The organism is Halorhabdus rudnickae (assembly GCF_900880625.1).
GTDB classification, from domain to species: domain Archaea; phylum Halobacteriota; class Halobacteria; order Halobacteriales; family Haloarculaceae; genus Halorhabdus; species Halorhabdus rudnickae.
This window is the reverse complement of sequence record NZ_CAAHFB010000001.1, coordinates 1,365,058-1,383,726: the sequence shown is the minus strand read 5'-3', so window position 1 is coordinate 1,383,726 and position 18,669 is coordinate 1,365,058. Positions and strand designations below refer to the sequence as shown.

The window sequence follows — 18,669 nt, the reverse complement described above, 5'->3', positions numbered from 1 at the left end:
CGCCCGCCCTTTGAAGATTTCTTTATCCCGTAAATAATCCGGCAAATGAGGCCGGCTTCTGGCGTGCTGGCCCGTGATACGGCCGAATCTCCGTCCCAACCCGCCGGGGGCACCTGTTCAATAGTCCCCGAGAACCCCCAGACGGCGCGCCCGTCGGGTCGTCAGGACAAATCCGAGATAGCCAAGCGCGAGGTAGCCGATTGCCGTGCCGAACAGAATCAGCAGGGCGACCGGTTCAAACTCCCAGAGACGGACGTTATCGGTCATCGCTTGCTGGAGCATCGTACTCGATTGTGCGAGCGGGAGAAACGCGGCCCAGGATATTTCGAACACCGGGGCCGAGATCAGTCCAATGAATGCGAACTGCAGGAGAGTCGTAACGTTCCCGATGCGCTTATACAGCACGCCTAGCCCGCCCATCGCCAGGCCGATCCCCAGGACAGACGCGATCCCACACCCGGCGATCACGACCACCGTCAGGACGTTCACATCCAGGCCCGTCCCGGATATCAACAGCATCGACGCGAGGATCACCGACGACGTGAGGAACGTTCGGAACACGACGGCGACCGCCTTGGCCGCCATCACCGGGCCGAAGCCAAAGGGTGTGATATAGTGACGCTCGAGGGTTCCCCAACTCGCTTCGGACTGGACGGCACTCATCGCGCCCATGTAGGCACCTTGTGAGAGTGTCCAGAGGAAATAGCCCACGATCAGCCCCTCGATCGTATCAGTCAGGGCCTGTCCGGCGATCATCTGCCCGCCGTAGAACATCAGCGCGAAGAAGAACACGCCCATCACGAGCCCGAGAACAGCATTGACCGGGTATCGGAGCCAGATCAACAAATCCCGATAGATCACGGCCCGCATCAGGTGATAGTACCCACCAGCGGACGACTGACCACCCTCTCGACCGTCACGTTCGGCAGTTGTCATGGATTGGGCCCCCGATCGACGGCAGGTGGCGACGAACTCGTCCCGTCATCGTCGCTCGTGATCTCGAGGAAGACGTCATCGAGGTCGGGCTGCACCGTTTCGACGCCAGCGAGTACCACGTCATTTGCCTGCAATCGTTCCATCAGCCGATAGAACCGATCCGAGTCCGCCGCGACTTCGAAAGTAACCTGATCGCCCCGCTGTTCGACGCTCGTGAGGTCGAACTCCGAGCGGAGCGCCTCGACCAGTGAATCCTCGATATGACGAAGCCTGATCCGATACCCTGTGGTTTCGAAGCCATCGAGCAAGTTCGGGACTGTATCGTCGACGATGACGCGCCCCCCGTTCATGATGATCACACGATCACAGACCGCCTCGATAACGTCCATATCGTGGCTTGAAACCAGTAGCGTCAGGTCGTGTTCCCCAGCGAGACGGACCAGTTCCTGCCGAATCGTCATGGAACTCTCGACATCTAACCCAAGCGTCGGCTCGTCGAGAAACGCAACCGAGACGTCACTAGCGAGGACACTCGCCAGCGAAACCTTCTGTTTCATGCCCCGGGAGAGATCCCTGACCTGTGTATCTGCTTTCGATGCGATCTCCAAGGCGTCCAGCAGCTCGGTGTGGCGCTCCGTCAAGGCATTTGGATCGTGGCCACGAATGGCGGCAAAGTATCGAAGGTTCTCACGGACGGTGAGTCGCCAGTAGTCGTTACGTGCCCCCTCTAGCATCGCATCGACGTGCTCGTAGGCACGCCGCGGATGCTCGTCGACGTCGATCCCGTTGACTCGAACAGCACCAGCGTCAGGTCGAACGAGCCCCAAAATCGACTTGATCGTCGTCGTCTTCCCGGCACCGTTCGGACCGAGCAACCCGACTACGTCTCCGGACTCGACGGTGAACGAGACGTCCTCGACTGCGGTAACCGCGTCCGCGCCGCTCCCGAAGGACTTCGAGAGTCCCTGGACCGAAAGGGCCGGCGTTTCGGCATCGCTCCGGGGCTGTTGGGTCGGTCGACTACCGGAGCGACGATCCCGAGAGGAGTGCTGGCTCGCTTGTTGTGGGGGACCAGTCATCGATTCCGTTTCGGCTTTGTCCAGCGGTCCTGGTAAATGTATCTCACATCTCGGCGAGGCGTTTGCGTGATCGTCGCTCCGTGGATGGTCAAACAACGACTTGGCTCTCCAGAACGTATTTTCCGAAATCGCTCTCAGTGCATATATGGCGTTCGAGCGTAAACACGTCCTTCCACTCGCACTCTTCACTGTCCTCGTCGTTGGGGGCTGTCTCGGTCCGATCGGAAGCGCCGGTGAGGGCACACCGACGGCGACCGACGATCTCGCACAGCAAGCCCCAGACGACACGGACTCGGATAGCGACGACGGCCCACGCGAAACCGCGATCGATTTGAACGACTCTAGATCCGGTCCCGGTCTGGCCGACCCGATTGCGACGAACGACACGCTCGACCGGAGCGAGATTACGTACTACCCCGACAACGACACGATCCGGTATGTGGCTGCCTACCGCCATACCAACCACGAGGAGGTCCCCAACGGGACGGAGACGCCCGATCGTGAGCCGGTCTACGAGTTCGTCCCCGTCGAGGAGTGGCTGGCGGTGCAAGCGCCCTACGCCGGCGCGGACGCCGTCCACGAGCGGGTCACGTCCCGACTCGAGGGCACTCACAGTCTCTCGACCGGCGTCTCCGCGACGGACAACGGGACAAGGGTCACCGTGGCGACCCGGACGCTGTTGTCCCGGGACGGCGAGATACTCGCGAGCCCGGACGTGACGTTCGACCGGGTACAGACAGTCACGCCGACGAACGTGACTATGACGATCGACATCGGCGAGCACTCGCTTACCCACACGTACCCCGTCGAAGTCCAGCGGATGGTGGTACAACAGGAGTGACACGCGAGTCGATCCGCCAGGATCCCGTCGTGGTCGTCAGGAAACCCCGCGTTCGAAAATGAGGCCGACCGTCGTCCCTTCGCGTGCGATCGTCTCGGTGAGTTGCCAGCCCTCTCTGGCGTACTCGTTGATGATCGCATCCAGGTCGCCCATCGCCTCCCTGGTCGTCTCCGTCTCGTGGATTGTGTAGACGTATTGTTGATCGGACATACCCGAGAGTTGGTGTCCCAGCGTGAAAAGGGCTCACATGGTGTGCCACACTGCTACAGGGTGCTGTTGCACGGCGACGAAACGTCACCACGGGACTGTCGTCACGTTCACGGCCCGTCGGTGGAGATTTCCCTGCCCGGCGACGACGTGACGTATGGAAATCACCCTCTTCCTCCTGATCGCGCTGGCGTTGCTTCTCGGCGGCGTCATAGGGAGTTTCGTTCCGATGGTTCCCGCAGGCCTGCTCTCGATCGGCGGAATCGTCGTGTACTGGTGGAGCACGGGCTACGTGACCCCCGGACCGCTCGTGCTCGTCGGGTTCGTCGCCGTCGGGTTGGTCGTCGTCGCTGTCGACTACTTGGCGGGCGCGATGGCCGCCAAGGCCGGCGGTGCCTCGACACTGAGTAGTCTGGCCGGTGCCGTCGTCGGGTTCCTGTTGTTCTTTGTCCTCGGGCCGGTGGGGATCGTCCTCGGCATCACCGCCACGGTGTTCGCACTCGAACTCTACCGGGGACGGGCCAGCAACGAGAGCCTGCGGGCGGCCGGGTACGCCTTGATCGGAACGCTCGGCTCAAGCGTGATGCAATTCGTGCTAACGCTGTCGATGCTGGTGGCGTTTCTCGTTGTTCTCGTCATCTGATGGCACGGGAAGACACTCACATGTGGCGCAACATGTATAACGCGAGCATCTGTACTATCGCGTATGGCAACCGAAAGCGTCCCCGAGGAAACCACGGTCAGCGACCGGGGTATGGTCACGATCCCGGCGGATCTCCGACGCCGACTCGACATCGAACCGGGTGACAAACTCCGATGGGACACCGATGAAAAAGGAAATCTTTCCGTCGAAGTCGTGAAACAGTGCTACGGCGCGTTCGACGATTTCGAGCCGGTATCAATGGGTGGAGGCGGGTCTGAAACGCACGATCTCGCCGGTCACGAAGACGAACCGGCGTTTTCGGAGACGAACTGATGGCAGCCACAGTCGTCGATACAGGTATTCTCGTCGCAATGGCGGACGCCGACGACGAACACCACGACGTCGCCATGGAGATCGTCCGTGGAATGGATCGTGGTGACCTCCCAACCGGCCGGGTGACGAACTACGTTGCGCTCGAAACATTGAACTGGATCCACTCACGGAAACGCCACGGAAAGGCCGTAGAGACGTACGAACGCCTGAACCAGTCTGCTGGATTCGAGGTACTCCACGCGGCACAGAAGGACTTCACCAGCGCTTTGAACCTCTTCGGAACCCACACAGGACTGTCGTTCGGAGACGCAACTATCGCCGCGTACATGCAACGTGAGGGGATCGAGTACCTGTACTCCTTCGATGACGACTTCGATGTCGTCGAGCACATTACACGTCTCGAAACAGCGGCCGACCCGTTCAGCTGATCGGCCACCACCTTTTTCTGCGTCGGGTTCGCGCGGAGCGTGAACCTCTCTCTGCTCACGGCGGCGAAGCCGCCGTATGCTCGCGGGCCGATGGCCCGCTCGCATGTACGTGGAAGCGAAGCTTCCACGCTATTCGCATGGTCAGCGGGACCTTCGGTCCCGCTCGACTTGAAAAACGTGGGCCAAAAACCCCTGGCACTCACTCCGTTCGTGCCAGTGAACCGCGGCGCTTCGCGCCGCGGATGCCATTGATAGTCGACTTCGCCTTCTCCTCGCCAATCCAGGCCCCGCGATCCGGTTCTTGCGATTCCAGCGAGTCGACACCCTCCACCTTTTTCCCGCTCGGGTTCGCGCGAAGCGCGAACCTCTCGCGGCAAAAATCTGGACCAAAAATGACAGTCCCTCACGTCCGTTCGGGACTGAGAAACGCGGCCTTCGGCCGCGTACGCTTTCTACTGGTAATCCACTTCGCCTTCGCCCTCGCCGACCCAGCTACCACGGTCCGGTTCCCGCGATTCCAGCGGGTCGATATCCTTGTACCAGGGGACGTTCTTGAGTTGTTCTTTGTTGTAGGCCAGATCGTCCTTGGTGTCGCCGGTGAACTCGAAGTTCTGGGTCAGCAGAATGGCATCGGTCGGGCAGACTTCCTCACAGAGCCGGCAGTAGATACACTGGCCGACGTGGAGGTTGTACTGCTCGCCGTTGCGCTGGTCATCCATGACGATCTGGATGGTGTCGTTCGGACAGACGTTCTCACACTGGCGACACCAGATACACCGCTCCTGACTGTACTTGTGGACGCCCCGGAACCGGGGGCTGACCTCCGGCGCAGTCTCGGGATATTTCACCGTGAAGGTCTTGCCGTCCAGGGCGTGTTTCATCGTCGTCGCGAGTCCTTTGAGAATGCCGATCATTGCGTATCACCTCTGATGGCGTCGGTGGTCGTCCAACCGAGAGGGACCGTCGGGGGTGCCATCAGGCGATCACCCCGACGATAACGGCCGTCAACACCAGGTTGAGCAGCGAGAGCACGAGCAGGCCCTTCCAGCCGATTTCGATCAGTTGATCGATGCGCACCCGGGGCACCGCCGAGCGGGCCCACTGGGTGAACAGGAATACCGACCAGATCTTGATCGTGAACCAGACGATGCCCGGCAGGACCGGCCCGGCCGGCCCGCCGAGGAACAGCGTGGCGATGATCGCCCCACCGAGGAAGATATGGATGAACTCCCCCAGGTAGAACAACACGAAGTAGACGCTGGAATATTCCGTCTGGTATCCGGCGACGATCTCGGTCGGCGCTTCGGGGATGTCGAAGGGATTCCGGCCCACTTCAGCGAGGTTCGCAGCCATGAACAGCGCGAACGCGAAGGGGTTGACGAACGCGAACCAGTTGGGAATCGCGACGGGCCCGAGGGCCAACAGCGTCCCTTCCTGGGCGGCGACGATCTCGCTGAGTCGGAGCGATCCCGCAAAGAGAACGACCGAGGCCCCCGTCAACACGAGGGGAATCTCGTAGGCGATGTTCTGGGCGACGGCGCGCAGTCCGCCCAGAAACGAGTACTTGTTGTTCGAGGCGTATCCCGCCATCAACAGACCCAGCGAGGCGATCGAGGCGACTGCGAAGACGTACGCCAGTCCGATCTCGGGATCGGCTACCTGGATGCCCGAGCCCATCGGGATCACGGCGAAGCCGAGCAACGCAGATCCCGCGAGGACGATCGGGGCCAGATCGTAGGCCGGGCGGTCAGCGTTCTCCGGGATGATGAGTTCCTTCGAGAGCAACCGGACCGAGTCGACAACGATCGTCCCGATGCCGGCTGGCCCGATCCGGTTGACTGAAATCCGGTCGGTGAAGGCGGCAGTGATCTTTCGCTTGGCGTAGGGACCGGCGACTGCTGTGTTCAACAGGACGAACGTACCGACCAGTCCTGCCGCGAGGATCGATATACCGAAAACAACGAGGGGATTGCCGGTCCCCAGGCCGAGCAGGTCGAGGATGCGGTCGGTCAACGTGAAGGCCTGCAACGGGATCATCGGTCAACCTCCCCGAGCACGATGTCGAGGCTCCCCAGCGAGGCGACCATGTCCGGGATGTACTCGCCTTCGGACATGACCGGCAGCGTCTGGAGGTTCGAGAAGCAGGGACTGCGGATCTTGAAGCGCGCGGGTTTGTCGGTGCCGTCGCTGCGGATGTAGATACCGAGTTCACCTTTCGCACCCTCGACGGCCCGGTAGATCTCTTTGTCCGGGTCGGGTCGGAGCGTCCGGGGGACGTTCGACTGGATCGTTCGGTCGTCTTCGGGCCAGTCTTCCAGCAGGTCGGCACACTGCCTGATGATCTTCGCCGACTCCTCGACTTCCTTGAGACGGACGAGCAGTCGAGCGTAGTTGTCACAGCCGTCCTCCGTGATGACGTCCCAGTCGAGTTCGTCGTAATAACCGTAGGGGTCGTCCCGCCGGAGGTCGTAATCGATCCCTGATCCGCGGGCGACCGGCCCCGTCGCGCCGTAGGATTTGGCGGTCTCGGGCGGGAGGATCCCCGTGTCCACGCAGCGCATCTGGAAGATCTCGTTGCCCGAGATGAGGTTGTGATACTCCTCAAGGCGGTCCGGAATCTCTGCCGTGAACTCCCGGACTTTATCCAGGTACTCCTCGCGGGGTTCCGGCAGGTCCCAGGCGACTCCGCCTAACCGGAAGTAGTTGAACATGAGCCGCTGGCCGGTCAGGTCCTCCAGTAGGTTCTGGACGACTTCCCGGTCGCGGATGGCGTACATGAAGATGACCGTGAAGTCGCCGTACAGATCCAGGCCGAACGTCCCGACGGCGAGCATATGCGCGGCGATCCGCGTGAGTTCGGCGCCCATCGTCCGCAGTACCTGGGCGTACTCGGGGACGTCGATGTCCGCGAGGTCCTCGGCGGCCCGCGCGTAGGCCCACTCGTTGAGCAATCCGCCGGGCGTGTAGTCCCACCGGTCGGGGTAGGGCATGATCTGGTGGCGGTAGGTGCCCTGCTCGCACATCTGCTCTTCAGAGCGATGGAGGTAGCCGATGTCGGGATCCAGGTCGACGATCTGCTCGCCGTCCAGGACCGTCTTTACGTGCAGGACACCGTGAGTAGCCGGATGGTGTGGACCGATGTTGACGAACATCGTGTCCGCGTCCTCGCCGTCTCCGCGATGGTCTTCCTCAAGTGGGTTAGCGTGTTCTCGCAGCGGGACGACCTGTGGCTGGGTCTGGTTGTAGCGTTCCGAGAGGGGGTGTCCCTGCCAGGTTTCGGGCAGGAGGATCCGTCGCAGATCCGGGTGGCCCTCGTAGTTTATGCCGACGAGGTCGTAGGCCTCCCGCTCGTGCCAGTCCGCGGTGTCGTAGACCGAGGCAGCCGATTCGCTGACCGGGTTGTCCTTGCTGGTCGGGACGACGACGCTGAGTTCCTGGGTCGGATCCTCGAACTTCTTGAGGTGGTAGATCGACTCGAAGCGATCGTCGTACTCCTGGGCCGTCACCGCCGAACAGTGATCGAAGCCGGCCTCCTCCTTCAGCGTCGAGAGGACTGCCTGGACTTCGTCCGGCCGGATCACGAACCCCTCGGCGTTTTCGTGGGTCTCACGGTCGAGGACGTGCCCGTCCAGTAGTGTCTCGAGTTCGTCGTAGTCCAGCCCGTCCTCGTCGACGCCGACATCGGGCTCTGTGGGGGAACGATCCTGCAAACTCATGGCGAATCAACCCAGTTGTACCGCATCACTAGATCGTCTTCGTCGATCTGATCGGCGAGGTGCTCGACGAGTTCGTCCTCCTCGAGATCGCCGAACTCCTCGAGTTCGTAGGGCTTGACCACGACAGGCGAGGACTCGCCGTTGGCGATGCGCTCTTGTAGTTTCGCGACGCCGTAGACCAGCGCCTCGGGACGGGGTGGACAGCCCGGGACGTGAATGTCGACCGGAATGACCTCCTCGGCGCCCTTCACGACGTTGTACCCTTCCTGGAAGGGACCTCCGGAGATGGTACACGACCCCATGCCAATGACGAACTTCGGTTCGGGCACTTGGTCGTAGACACGCTTCATCCGCGGAGCGAACTTCGAGACGATCGTCCCTGGGACGATCATCACGTCCGCCTGCCGGGGCGAGGCACGGGGGACGCCCGCGTGGAAGCGATCGAGGTCGTGTTTGACCGCGTAGGTGTGCATCATCTCGATCGAGCAGCAGGCGATCCCGAACTGCAACATGAACATCGACGAGCCCCGGACCCAGTTCATGAACTGGTCGAACTTCGTGAGGATGAACGGCGAGGAGCCAAAGGCCTCCCGAAGCCGGGAGTTAAAGCGGTCGTCGACCCCCTCGCCCATACGGGCCTCACGAGTCGATTTCGTCTCGATGCTGTCGGCCGGCGGTGTATGCTCGCTACTCATGTGTCACTCGCTGTACTGTCGCTGTGCGCGCGGACTGCGCACCCACCTGACTGCGCCGTTACGCCACGCCCAGGCGAGGCCGACGGCCAGAATACCGATGAATACCACCATCGGTAGCAGGGCGGGGCCGAGGCCGACGGCGTCGACCGCGTCACTGTAGATGACCGTCCAGGGGAAGATGAGGACAGTCTCGATGTCGAAGACGACGAACAGCAACGCGACCATGTAGTACTGGATGTTGAACCGGATCCGCGTGTCGCCGGTGGGCACCTCGCCGCTCTCGTAGGTGGCTCGTTTGCTCTGTTCGGGGACGCTCGGGCGGAGCAGGGCCGAGACGGCCATCATCGCCAGTGGGATGGCCAGGCCGACCACCGCCAGGGCCCCGATCGCGATCCAGGGATTGCTCATTCGGTCTCTCTGGATCGGTTTGGGAGCGGTCCCACATAAGGGTTCAGTGTTTCAGCGGGAATCGCCCGCAGTAGCGGGCTATGTTGCCGTTTTCGGGATGTTGGATGGATCGAACTGTCGGGTCAACCTAACACCAACTTTGCACAAAGTCGGCCGCGAGTGCGTCGTCGCCACTCGGTCGATCGACCCACACGGTGAGGTTCTCGACGTCGTCTGCACAGCCGGACGGATAGTAGTGGTAGTGATCGAGGGAGTTTCCGTTGACTGCAACGCGAACGATGTAGCGACGCGCGGGGACGGCGTTGTCGTGTTCGGCTTGCTCGCCGGGTGCAAGCTGGTGGTGCCACCATTTGACCCGGGCGTCCACGAACTCCCTGCGATCGCGTCTGAGCAGCGAGACGGCGATCAGATGTTCCCGATCGTCGGCGTTTCCCACGGAGACCGAGAGGGTGTTCGACTCGGAGTCGAGGACCGAACAGCCGGCGAGCGCGGCCGGGACGGCGGCCGCCGTCCCCTGGAGGATCGCCCGCCGGGAGTGCTTGGAGGGCATTGGACGCGTCTGGGGCCACCGGCAGAAAGTGCCTTGTGGTCGCTACCCCTTGCCGAAAACCACACTACGGTGGAGTCACTCGTCTCTGAAGTCCGGCGTCCCGTTCTCGTGGAGAGTCCGCGAAACCTCGCCGACGTCCTGCTGGAGACCGTCGTGATAGTCGAGGAGACGATCCCGAAGTTCGGGGTGCTTTCGAGCGAGCAACTGGACGGCCGAGAGGGCAGCGTTGAATGACTTGCCCGCGTCGACGGCCACGAGCGGCGCGCCCTGTGGCATCCCGATCACCGAATCGACGGATTTCTCCTGGACCGGCACGCCGATCACTGGCAGCGGATAGGCGATCGAGGCTGTCATGTTCGGCAGGTCCGCGCTCTTCCCGCCCGCGCCTGCGATGATCACGTCCAGCCCACGATCCTCGGCGGTCTCGGCGTAGGCGTACATGAGTTCGGGCGTCCGATGAGCCGAGACGACGAACGTCTCGAAGCTGAACCGCGCCTCCGGCGGCGCTTCGTAATCGGTCTGTTCCTCGAAGCCCAGTTTTTCGGTCAACACATCGTGGGCTCCCGGCCGGCCGGCCTCGGAACCGGCCATAACGTCGAGGTCCGAGTCCGACCCCATGATGATCCCGATCTCCGGTGTTTCCTCTGTCGGGCGGTCCATCCTGGCCTCTGCTTCGAGTTGGTCGATCAACGAGTGGACGCTCTGGGCGGTCGTCATGCGGGAGTCTGTTCGTGGACGGTGCCTAACTCTGTCGGGATCAGTCGACCGCACCTGAGACATCAGTCCGACCGAAATGTCAACTTGTCTCGAATATCCCGCGTCCGTGCGAGTAGCTCGTCTGGAGCGTCGTCGTCTCCGACAGCCGTGATATGCCCCATCTTCCGCAGGCGATGAACTTCCCGCTTGCCGTAATAATGCATTGCCGCGCCGTCGGCTTCGAGAACGACATCGACGTTCCGGAGCGTCGCGTCCTGGCGCTGTTCGACGTCGCCCAGGACGTTCGCAGTCACCGTCGGCGAGCGGCGGTCGGTCGCCCCCAGGGGCCAGCCAGCGACCGCCCGAAGGTGCTGTTGGAACTGTGAGGTCAGCGAGCCTTCGATCGTCCAGTGTCCCGAATTGTGCGGTCGCGGAGCGATCTCGTTGAGCAGGACGTCACCGTCCGCCGTCTCGAACAACTCGATCCCGAAAACTCCCCGGCCGTCCATCACATCCAGGACGTCCAGGGCGACTTCCCGGGCGCGTTGACGAACCGCGGGATCGGCCCGGGCCGGCGAAACCGTCTCCCGGAGGATCTCCTCGCGGTGGATTGTCTCGGTGACGGGAAACGTATCGCGCTCGCCGTCGCCCTGGACCCCCATAACGGCGAGCTCACGCTCGAAATCGACGAAGGCCTCGACCATCGCCGCGCCAGACGGATCCGCCGGGCTCGCGTCGGGAGCGGCCTCGACGATCGTCTCGAAGGCGCCCGCTACGTCGTCCGGTGACTCGATCGGGACGTTCCCGCGGCCGTCGTACCCGCCCTCGCGGGCCTTCAACATCGCCGGATAGCCCAACTCCCCGAGTGCGTCCCGGAGTTCCTCGAGGGAGTCGACGCCCCGGAACCGCGGGACCGGAACTCCCGCGTCCTCGAGGCGACGCTTCTGGACGAGTTTGTCTTCGATGGTCCGGAGCGTGTCGGGATGGGGATGGACCGGCGTCCCCGTTTCCTCGCTCACCGCTTCCAGAACGCCCGTCCCGGCGAGTTCGATCTCGTAGGTAAGGTAGTCGACGCGTTCGGCGAGTTCACGGAGTGCCTCCCGGTCGTCGAAGTCGGCGACGAGTTGCTCGCGGGCGACGGGCGCGGCCGGGGCCTCGGGTGTCGGATCGATTACGATCAGATCCATCCCCAGTGGTGGGGCCGCCTCTCCGAGCATCCGTCCGAGTTGGCCGCCGCCGACGACGCCGACGGTCGGGCCGGGCAGGGTCGTTTGCATGTGCGAGGGATTCAAGCGGTGACGGTTAAGCGTTTCAAAACCGGGTGAACGACGGTTTTCGATCCGCGGCGGCGACGCCGGATCAGTCCGACTGCCAGTCCTCGTGGATCCAGAACGTGGCTTCCGAGCCGTGCGTCCGGAGCCGGTACGTGAGATCGCGATAGTCCTCCGCCAGCGCGTCGTCCGAGAGAGTGCTATCGGCGTCGCGGGTGATCACGACGGGGACGGGATCTTCGCCGCCCGTCCGCTCGAAGAGCGTTCCGGTGTCGTTGACGCAGTCGCTTTCGGCGTCGTAGGCTACGAGGTACCAGTTCAGCGGGAGCGTGTTGCCCCATTCGGTACAGACCGGCCTGAAATTGAAGTCGGCACTCTCGGGATCGTCTCTGAGATAGCCACCGTCGTCTGTACTCCCGTCGTAGATGAGTACGTCCGTCCCGTTGTGCTCGGCAGCGATCGTCTGGAGCTGCTCTAAGGCTGGCCGAAGATTGTCCCCTGGCTGGGCGTACTGAACGATCGGGTTGTCCTCGGCGCGGTTGTTCGGTGCGTAAGCCGTAGTCAGTGCCGTCGAGACGACCACCAGTCCAACGAGTCCGACGACCATCACCGCGAGGCTGGCGTCGACTCGATCTCTCGACCGAACGGCGTCGAGTCCCCAGTGACTGACCATCCCAAGACCGACCGCGGCCGGGATTGCCAGCGGAACCAGTACGTGGGTCATCCCCCACGCCCAGCCGGTATCGATCGACAGCGCCAGGGGATACCCGACCATCGACGCCCCGCCGGCATAGAACATGAACAACACCAGCGGCCGGCTCTCGGTGACGGCGTATCGTTCTCGAAGGAAGCCGACGATTGCGAACCCAACGAGCGGGGCCGCCTTGAGGGCCATCCCCCGGGCCATCCCGCCGATCCGCGTCAGATAGTCGCCGACCGTGAGTTCTTGGACGCCGCCGCCCCAGGAAACGTATTCGGGGACGGCGTAAGTGAGTGTGTGCCCGACTAGCTCGGGGAGCTTCGTCGGATCTCCGACAGCGTCCCACAGCCCAACGTTCGAACTCGGATCAGTGGGCGGATAGGTGAGTCCGTCGAGTCCGGCACCACGCGGTGCGAAAAAGAGCACGAACAACCCGACGAAGACCACCGCGAGCGCGATGGTGTGGCCGACGTATCGCGCGACAGTCGGACGGTTCAGGGCGGCGACTCGTTCGCGTGCCGCTGCCACCTTGCTCGCCGCGAATCCGAACCCACTCCGGTAGTTCCGCGGTCGGAACATCGTTGCGTCCAACAGCAACGCGCTGGCCCCGAGCCACGTGAGGACATACAGGATCGCGTTCTCCTTCGAGGCGACGCCGAGCGCCAGGGTGACTATCGCCGCATAGAGGTACCGCGGCTTTCGCGAGGCCTGGAGGCGCAGGAGGAAGCCGAACGTGGCGAACATGAACGTCGCGACCAGCAGGTCGCTGCGCATGAACCGCGAGTAGTACAGCAGGACGGGGTTCGCCGAGAAGAATGCAGCCAGGACGACCGTCTCGATGTCGTCGAGGTGGTCGCGGTACAGCAAGGCGGTAAGCGGGAGCAGTCCCCCGACGATGGCAACCGGGACGCGCGTGGCGAAGTCGTTCGTTCCGAGGAGATCAAACAGCACGCGACCAGCGTGTTGAATGAACGGGCCGTGGATGATGTACCGATAGGTGAAGTGACCGGTCTCGCGGGTGTAATCCACCCAGTGGGCCACGCGAGCCTCGTCCCAGTGGGCGACGCGAAACCCCAGGAAGGCAAAGCGGGCGAGCAGTCCGGCGATCGTCAGCGCGACGACGGCGACGACGACCGGACGTGCGCGGACGAACGCAGTGATCCGACCGACGGCGCCGCCAGGAGCGGGGGCGTCGGCGGCGTCTGCAGACTCAGACATATTGGCTTGCTGTGCGCCGGGGGATTAGAATCCTTCTGGTATCGCGCTTCTCGAAAAACGGACCCGTTCGAGGTGTGGCCGCCCATCGGAGCGGTACATCTATTAGCGCCGCGGAGCCAGGACAGAGCACGACCACGGGTGTGCCGGTCCCCCGAGCGTGATCGGCGACCCCGCAGGGAGACACTATGCACATGGACTTCGCCGAGCGCGTCACACGAGTCGAACCGAGCGCGACCATCGCGATCAGCAACCTCGCCGCCGAACTCGAGAGCGAGGGCGTCGACGTTGTCGACCTGAGCGTCGGCGAACCGGACTTCGATACGCCCGAGAATATCAAAGACGCCGCAAAGACGGCGATGGACGCGGGAGCGACGGGTTATACGCCCTCTGATGGCATCCCCGAACTCAAGGATGCCATCGTCGAGAAACTGCACGCCGACGGTCTCACGCAGTACGGCACGGAGAACGTCCTCGTGACGCCCGGCGGCAAGCAGGCGCTTTACGAAGTCTTCCAGACGCTGATCGACGGTGCTGACGGGCGTGGCCCGTCAGCTAGCGGGACTTCGTCCCGCTCTGGCGACGAGGTTTGTCTCCTCGATCCCGCGTGGGTTTCCTACGAAGCGATGGTCAAACTCGCCGGTGGATCGCTTGCGCGCGTCGACACTGCCGCTCACGGTTTCGATCTCGAACCCGCACTGGACGACCTGGAAGCGACTGTCTCCGACGAAACCGAACTGCTCGTGGTCAACTCGCCCGGCAACCCCCATGGCTCGATCTACACCGACGTTGCCCTGGAGGGCGTCCGGGACCTGGCTGTCGAGCACGACATCACGGTCATCTCTGATGAGATCTACAAGGAGATCACCTACGACGGCCACGAGGCGACCAGTCTAGGCACCCTCGACGGGATGGAAGACCGAACGATCACGCTCAATGGGTTCTCGAAGGCCTACGCGATGACGGGGTGGCGGCTGGGCTATTTCGCCGGCCCAGCGGAACTCGTCGAGCAGGCCGGAAAACTCCACTCTCATTCGGTGACGTGTGCAGTCAACTTCGTCCAGCATGCCGGGGTCGAGGCCCTGAACAACACCGACGAGAGTATCGATGAGATGCGTTCGGCGTTCGAAGCGCGCCGGGACATGCTGGTTGAGCTCTTTGCCGAGTACGGGAAGGATGTCCCCGAGCCGGAAGGTGCGTTCTACATGATGCTCCCCGTCGGCGAAGACGATCAAGCATGGGCCGAGGAAGCTGTCGAGGAGGCTCATGTCGCGACTGTGCCCGGCAGCCCGTTCGGGACGCCGGGGTACGTTCGACTCTCCTACGCTGCGAGTCGAGAACGGCTTCGGGAGGGCGTCGAGCGACTGGCCGAGGCGGACCTCTTGTAGTTCTCTCTCAGCCGACCAGCTTCACGACCCCGCCGGCAGCGATAGCGCTACCTGCCCCAAGCGTGACGAGGATCCCGATGCCCGGATCCGTGAACGCCCCGACGAGTTCCCCTTCCATGCCACCGCCGAAGACGGCTCCAGGCGAGACGACGAAGATCACGGCGACCAATGCGATCACGACGCCGGCCACGATCTCACCGATACGAGCGAGGTCGTTGTCCGGCACGCCGAGGGTCAACACGACGGCCACGACCGCCAGCCCGATCGTCAGGATCGGGCTGAAGAGTGGGAGTACCGCGTCCGAAATCATGTCGAAACCGTTCGCACTCTGCCCGTCACCGAAGCCGCCGGTGATCGTGAGCCAGGGAAGGACGGCCCCGACCACCGCAACCAGCGCACCGACTCCGATCAGTCCCGTTCCGGCATCGAATCGCCCACTGGAATACCCTGTCTGCATTGACATATGTGGCTGACTGCATGAGCACGCTACCTAAACGTTGTGGCCTGCTATTGCGTGTTCGAGTGATTGGGACTCGCCTCACTCGTGTCTCGCGAGAATTCGTTCGACGATTCGGCCCGTCGAGAGCACCGCACCCTCGTAGTCGGGTTCGTACGCGCTGGCACGGCGGACTGTACAGTCGATCTCGCGCTCGGCGAGCGCATCAGCGATGTCCTTGCGGTCGTGATGCTGATCGTAGCCCAATACCAGCACGTCGGGGTCGATCCGCTCGACGGGGACGAAGATGTCATCCGGATGGCCGAGGTGTGCCGCGTCGACGGGCTCCAACGCGGCGACCATCTCTCGGCGCTGGCGGTCCGGCAGGATCGGCGGTTGCTTGTGCGTGACGTTCTCGCCACGGGCGACGATGACGTGCAGTCGATCGCCTCTGCCGGCCGCTTCCTGGAGATAGTGCAAGTGGCCGGGGTGCAACAGATCGAAGGTGCCCTGGGCGAGCACGTCGGTCATCGAGCAGTCACCTCACCGCGGGTGGTCCACCCGCACCGTGGGATCATCGCCAGCCCTCCCGGCTTTCGCTCTCCTCGCGGAGTTCCTCGTCGATGTCCGCCTGAGTGAAGTCGAAGAAGGACTCCTCGGGCGGGTCGATGTCGACAACGTCCAGGTCGATGGGCTCGCCCTGACTGTCGAAGGCCTGCCAGTCGTCGCGTTCGTAGGGGGCGCCGACGATGATGTGGACGTCACCGCGCTGAAAACTCGCCAAATCGGCGTCGCTGGGTCTGAGGACACCGTTGGGGTGGGAGTGGATCGATCCCACGCTCTGGATGTCGTTGGGGATCATGCTCGTCTTGACGGTCGCGCTGACGGGATTGGATTCGGTGCCCGGGATAATCAGTACATCCGTGACGACCGTCCCGTCGCGGTCGAGACCGAGCGAACGGGCGTCTTCGCCCCGCAGCATGCCCATGTACTCGTGGGGATGGCTGTCCCGGCTCGCCGCCATGGCGAACGACAGCGCCGCCTCGGCGATGCCGATCACGCCTTCAGAGCGAAACAGCCGCATGGGCCAGGGTCCGGTCGGACGCCTTCTAAGGGTTCCGATGCGGACGGAACGGACGCCGACGACCGACGACGCCGACTGGCGTTTCCAAAGCTTGAAACCCCGACGACGCCGAAAGGGACCTATAATGTCGATTTCGTCTAATTCCGAAGACGAGGCCAAGGGGTCGGACGACGACCGTCCGGTCGTCTATGACCTCGATCCGCGCTGTCCCTTCGACGATGTCGAAGAGGGTGCGATGTACCACGCGACAGTCAACGGCGTCGTCGAGTACGGTGTTTTCGTCGACCTCTCGGAGGAGGTTTCCGGACTGGTTCACGAGTCGAACCTGCAGGCCTCGTATTCGACCGGCGATAAACTGATCGTCGAACTCGAGACCGTCCGCGAGGACGGCGATCTCGCGTTCGCCGAGCGCCGACCCGACGACTACCGGACGGTCGCCGTCGAGTTCGACGACAGCGTCAACGGCGACGACCTCGCGGCGTCGGTCGGCGAGTCCGTCAGCCTCGAGGGAGAGGTCGTCCAGGTCCGCCAGACTGGCGGTCCGACCATCTTTCAGGTCCGCGACGGCGCCCGAATCGTTCCCTGTGCCGCCTTCGAACAGGCCGGTGTCAGAGCCTATCCCGACATCGATGTCGAGGACTTGGTGACCGTCCGGGGCCGCGTCGAGGAACGCGATGACGCCTACCAGATCGAGGTCGAGTCCCTCGAAGTGCTCGAGGGCGAGACCGCCGACGATGTCCGCGAGCGCCTTGCATCCGCCAAGCGTGAGGCCGCCGAGCCCCACGATGTCGACCCGCTCGTCGAATGGCCGGCCCTTGAGCCGTTGCTTTCGGACCTCGAAGACGTCGCGCGTCGCCTCCGCGAAGCAGTCATCGAGGGCCGACCGATCCGAATGCGTCACCACGCCGACGGCGACGGGATCTGTGCGAGCGTCCCGCTGTCGATCGCACTGGAGAACGTCATCGAGGACGTCCACGCTGGCGGCGACGCCACGCGACACCTCCTCAAACGACTCCCCTCGAAGGCGCCCTACTACGAGATGGAGGACGTCACCCGCGACCTCAACCACGCCCTGGAGAGCCGCGAACGCCACGGCCAGAAGCTCCCGCTCCTGTTGATGCTGGACAACGGCTCGACCGAAGAGGACACTCCGGCCTACCGCAACCTGGCTCACTACGATGTCCCGATCGTCGTCGTCGACCACCACCACCCGGATCCCGAGGCCGTCGACGATCTGGTCGCCGAGCACGTCAACCCCTATCTCCACGGCGAGGACTACCGGATCACGACGGGGATGCTCTGTGTGGAACTGGCGCGAATGCTCGATCCGTCGATCACCGAGGACCTCGAACACGTGCCGGCGGTCGCCGGCCTCTCGGACCGATCGGAGGCCGACGCGATGGCCGAGTACCTCGATCTCGCAGCCGAGGCCGGGTACGACCGCCAGCGTCTCGAAGAGGTCGGCGAGGCGCTCGATTACGCCACCCACTGGCTGCGCTACGACGCCGGCGAGCCCTTCATCAGGGACGTGCTGAACGTCGACTGCGAGGACCTCGACCGCCACGCGGAGATCGTCGACTTCCTCGCAAGTCGGGCCGAGCGCGATGTCGAAGAGCAACTCGACGCCGCGATGGATCACGTCGAACACGAATCCTTGGAGAACGGCGCCCAGCTCTATCGGATCGACGTCGAGAACGCGGCCCGACGCTTTACCTATCCTGCACCGGGCAAGACGACGGGTACGATCCACGATCGGAAAGTCGAGGAGACGGGCGATCCCGTCATCACGATCGGGTACGGCCCGGACTTCGCCGTCCTCCGAAGCGACGGCGTCCGACTCGACATCCCCGAGATGGTCGAACAGTTGCGCGAGGAGATCCCCGGTGGCGGCGTCAGCGGCGGCGGTCATCTCGTCGTCGGCTCTATCAAGTTCGTCGAAGGACGGCGCGAAGACGTCATCGACGCCCTCGTCGGGAAGATGGCTGCCGCCGAGATCGACGAAGAACTGCACAGTTCGGCGGCCTTCGCCGACGAGGTCTGACT

Annotated in this window: 22 protein-coding genes; 6 read left to right on the top strand and 16 right to left on the bottom strand. The window is 63.3% G+C overall.

Going from position 1 to position 18,669, the window contains the following annotated elements:
* Positions 1–117: 117 nt before the first annotated feature.
* Entirely contained in the window at positions 118–936 is an 819-nt protein-coding gene (locus BN2694_RS06910; RefSeq protein WP_135663712.1) for an ABC transporter permease, read from the bottom strand.
* The gene (locus tag BN2694_RS06905; RefSeq protein ID WP_135663711.1) at positions 933–2,015 is read right to left on the bottom strand and encodes an ABC transporter ATP-binding protein; all 1,083 of its coding nucleotides are present in this window, start codon (positions 2,013–2,015) and stop codon (positions 933–935) included. The genes BN2694_RS06910 and BN2694_RS06905 overlap by 4 nt, the downstream gene beginning before the upstream one ends.
* 145 nt (positions 2,016–2,160) lie before the next feature.
* Here BN2694_RS06905 and BN2694_RS06900 point away from each other — a divergent pair, with 145 nt between their 5' ends.
* Positions 2,161–2,856 carry a hypothetical protein gene (locus BN2694_RS06900; RefSeq protein ID WP_135663710.1) on the top strand — a complete coding sequence of 232 codons (696 nt, stop codon included), beginning with the start codon at positions 2,161–2,163 and terminating at the stop codon, positions 2,854–2,856.
* Positions 2,857–2,892: 36 nt separating this feature from the next.
* Here the strand turns inward: BN2694_RS06900 and BN2694_RS17030 are convergent, their stop codons facing one another.
* Positions 2,893–3,066: a hypothetical protein gene (locus tag BN2694_RS17030; RefSeq protein ID WP_167879975.1), complete on the bottom strand. Its 174-nt coding sequence runs from the start codon at positions 3,064–3,066 to the stop codon at positions 2,893–2,895.
* Between the two features lie 154 nt (positions 3,067–3,220).
* Here BN2694_RS17030 and BN2694_RS06895 point away from each other — a divergent pair, with 154 nt between their 5' ends.
* The 3 genes from BN2694_RS06895 (at position 3,221) to BN2694_RS06885 (ending at position 4,467) form a co-directional block, all read left to right on the top strand.
* A complete protein-coding gene (locus BN2694_RS06895; RefSeq protein ID WP_135663709.1) occupies positions 3,221–3,706 on the top strand; it encodes a DUF456 domain-containing protein in 486 nt (161 codons plus the stop codon).
* Between the two features lie 63 nt (positions 3,707–3,769).
* Positions 3,770–4,039, top strand: a complete 270-nt coding sequence (locus tag BN2694_RS06890; RefSeq protein ID WP_135663708.1) for an AbrB/MazE/SpoVT family DNA-binding domain-containing protein — start codon at positions 3,770–3,772, stop codon at positions 4,037–4,039.
* Entirely contained in the window at positions 4,039–4,467 is a 429-nt protein-coding gene (locus BN2694_RS06885) for a type II toxin-antitoxin system VapC family toxin (RefSeq protein ID WP_135663707.1), read from the top strand. Before BN2694_RS06890 ends, BN2694_RS06885 begins: the two co-directional genes overlap by 1 nt.
* A 199-nt stretch (positions 4,468–4,666) precedes the next feature.
* On the opposite strand, the gene BN2694_RS17900 is transcribed toward BN2694_RS06885, so the two are convergent.
* The 10 genes from BN2694_RS17900 to BN2694_RS06840 all read right to left on the bottom strand — a co-directional run bounded on the left by BN2694_RS17900 (position 4,667) and on the right by BN2694_RS06840 (position 13,721).
* A complete protein-coding gene (locus BN2694_RS17900; protein ID WP_280176668.1) occupies positions 4,667–4,798 on the bottom strand; it encodes a hypothetical protein in 132 nt (43 codons plus the stop codon).
* A 121-nt stretch (positions 4,799–4,919) separates the two neighbouring features.
* A complete protein-coding gene (locus tag BN2694_RS06880) occupies positions 4,920–5,381 on the bottom strand; it encodes a NuoI/complex I 23 kDa subunit family protein (RefSeq protein ID WP_135663706.1) in 462 nt (153 codons plus the stop codon).
* A 61-nt stretch (positions 5,382–5,442) separates the two neighbouring features.
* Positions 5,443–6,504 (bottom strand): complex I subunit 1/NuoH family protein, encoded by a 1,062-nt coding sequence (locus BN2694_RS06875; protein WP_394346575.1) that lies wholly within the window; start codon positions 6,502–6,504, stop codon positions 5,443–5,445.
* The gene (locus tag BN2694_RS06870) at positions 6,501–8,183 is read right to left on the bottom strand and encodes an NADH-quinone oxidoreductase subunit D (RefSeq protein ID WP_135663705.1); all 1,683 of its coding nucleotides are present in this window, start codon (positions 8,181–8,183) and stop codon (positions 6,501–6,503) included. The genes BN2694_RS06875 and BN2694_RS06870 overlap by 4 nt, the downstream gene beginning before the upstream one ends.
* The gene (locus BN2694_RS06865; RefSeq protein WP_135663704.1) at positions 8,180–8,878 is read right to left on the bottom strand and encodes an NADH-quinone oxidoreductase subunit B; all 699 of its coding nucleotides are present in this window, start codon (positions 8,876–8,878) and stop codon (positions 8,180–8,182) included. Before BN2694_RS06865 ends, BN2694_RS06870 begins: the two co-directional genes overlap by 4 nt.
* Before the next feature lie 3 nt (positions 8,879–8,881).
* On the bottom strand, positions 8,882–9,286 hold the full coding sequence (locus BN2694_RS06860) for an NADH-quinone oxidoreductase subunit A (RefSeq protein WP_135663703.1): 405 nt from the start codon (positions 9,284–9,286) through the stop codon (positions 8,882–8,884).
* A 127-nt stretch (positions 9,287–9,413) separates the two neighbouring features.
* The gene (locus tag BN2694_RS06855) at positions 9,414–9,836 is read right to left on the bottom strand and encodes a hypothetical protein (RefSeq protein ID WP_135663702.1); all 423 of its coding nucleotides are present in this window, start codon (positions 9,834–9,836) and stop codon (positions 9,414–9,416) included.
* Between the two features lie 75 nt (positions 9,837–9,911).
* A complete protein-coding gene (locus tag BN2694_RS06850) occupies positions 9,912–10,553 on the bottom strand; it encodes an AIR carboxylase family protein (RefSeq protein WP_135663701.1) in 642 nt (213 codons plus the stop codon).
* A 62-nt stretch (positions 10,554–10,615) separates the two neighbouring features.
* Positions 10,616–11,809, bottom strand: coding sequence for a 5-(carboxyamino)imidazole ribonucleotide synthase (locus tag BN2694_RS06845; protein ID WP_135663700.1), 1,194 nt, complete (start codon positions 11,807–11,809; stop codon positions 10,616–10,618).
* An 82-nt stretch (positions 11,810–11,891) separates the two neighbouring features.
* Positions 11,892–13,721, bottom strand: coding sequence for a flippase activity-associated protein Agl23 (locus BN2694_RS06840; RefSeq protein WP_135663699.1), 1,830 nt, complete (start codon positions 13,719–13,721; stop codon positions 11,892–11,894).
* A 185-nt stretch (positions 13,722–13,906) separates the two neighbouring features.
* Between BN2694_RS06840 and BN2694_RS06835 the strand changes: the two genes are divergently transcribed.
* Positions 13,907–15,106, top strand: coding sequence for a pyridoxal phosphate-dependent aminotransferase (locus BN2694_RS06835; RefSeq protein WP_167879974.1), 1,200 nt, complete (start codon positions 13,907–13,909; stop codon positions 15,104–15,106).
* Between the two features lie 7 nt (positions 15,107–15,113).
* Here the strand turns inward: BN2694_RS06835 and BN2694_RS06830 are convergent, their stop codons facing one another.
* The 3 genes from BN2694_RS06830 to BN2694_RS06820 all read right to left on the bottom strand — a co-directional run bounded on the left by BN2694_RS06830 (position 15,114) and on the right by BN2694_RS06820 (position 16,626).
* A complete protein-coding gene (locus BN2694_RS06830; RefSeq protein ID WP_135663697.1) occupies positions 15,114–15,569 on the bottom strand; it encodes a hypothetical protein in 456 nt (151 codons plus the stop codon).
* 75 nt (positions 15,570–15,644) lie between these two features.
* Positions 15,645–16,073: an adenylyltransferase/cytidyltransferase family protein gene (locus tag BN2694_RS06825; RefSeq protein ID WP_135663696.1), complete on the bottom strand. Its 429-nt coding sequence runs from the start codon at positions 16,071–16,073 to the stop codon at positions 15,645–15,647.
* Between the two features lie 43 nt (positions 16,074–16,116).
* Complete coding sequence (locus tag BN2694_RS06820; protein WP_135663695.1) at positions 16,117–16,626, bottom strand: Mov34/MPN/PAD-1 family protein; 510 nt, start codon at positions 16,624–16,626, stop codon at positions 16,117–16,119.
* A gap of 124 nt (positions 16,627–16,750) precedes the next feature.
* Here BN2694_RS06820 and BN2694_RS06815 point away from each other — a divergent pair, with 124 nt between their 5' ends.
* The gene (locus BN2694_RS06815; RefSeq protein WP_135663694.1) at positions 16,751–18,667 is read left to right on the top strand and encodes a DHH family phosphoesterase; all 1,917 of its coding nucleotides are present in this window, start codon (positions 16,751–16,753) and stop codon (positions 18,665–18,667) included.
* Positions 18,668–18,669 lie beyond the last annotated feature (2 nt).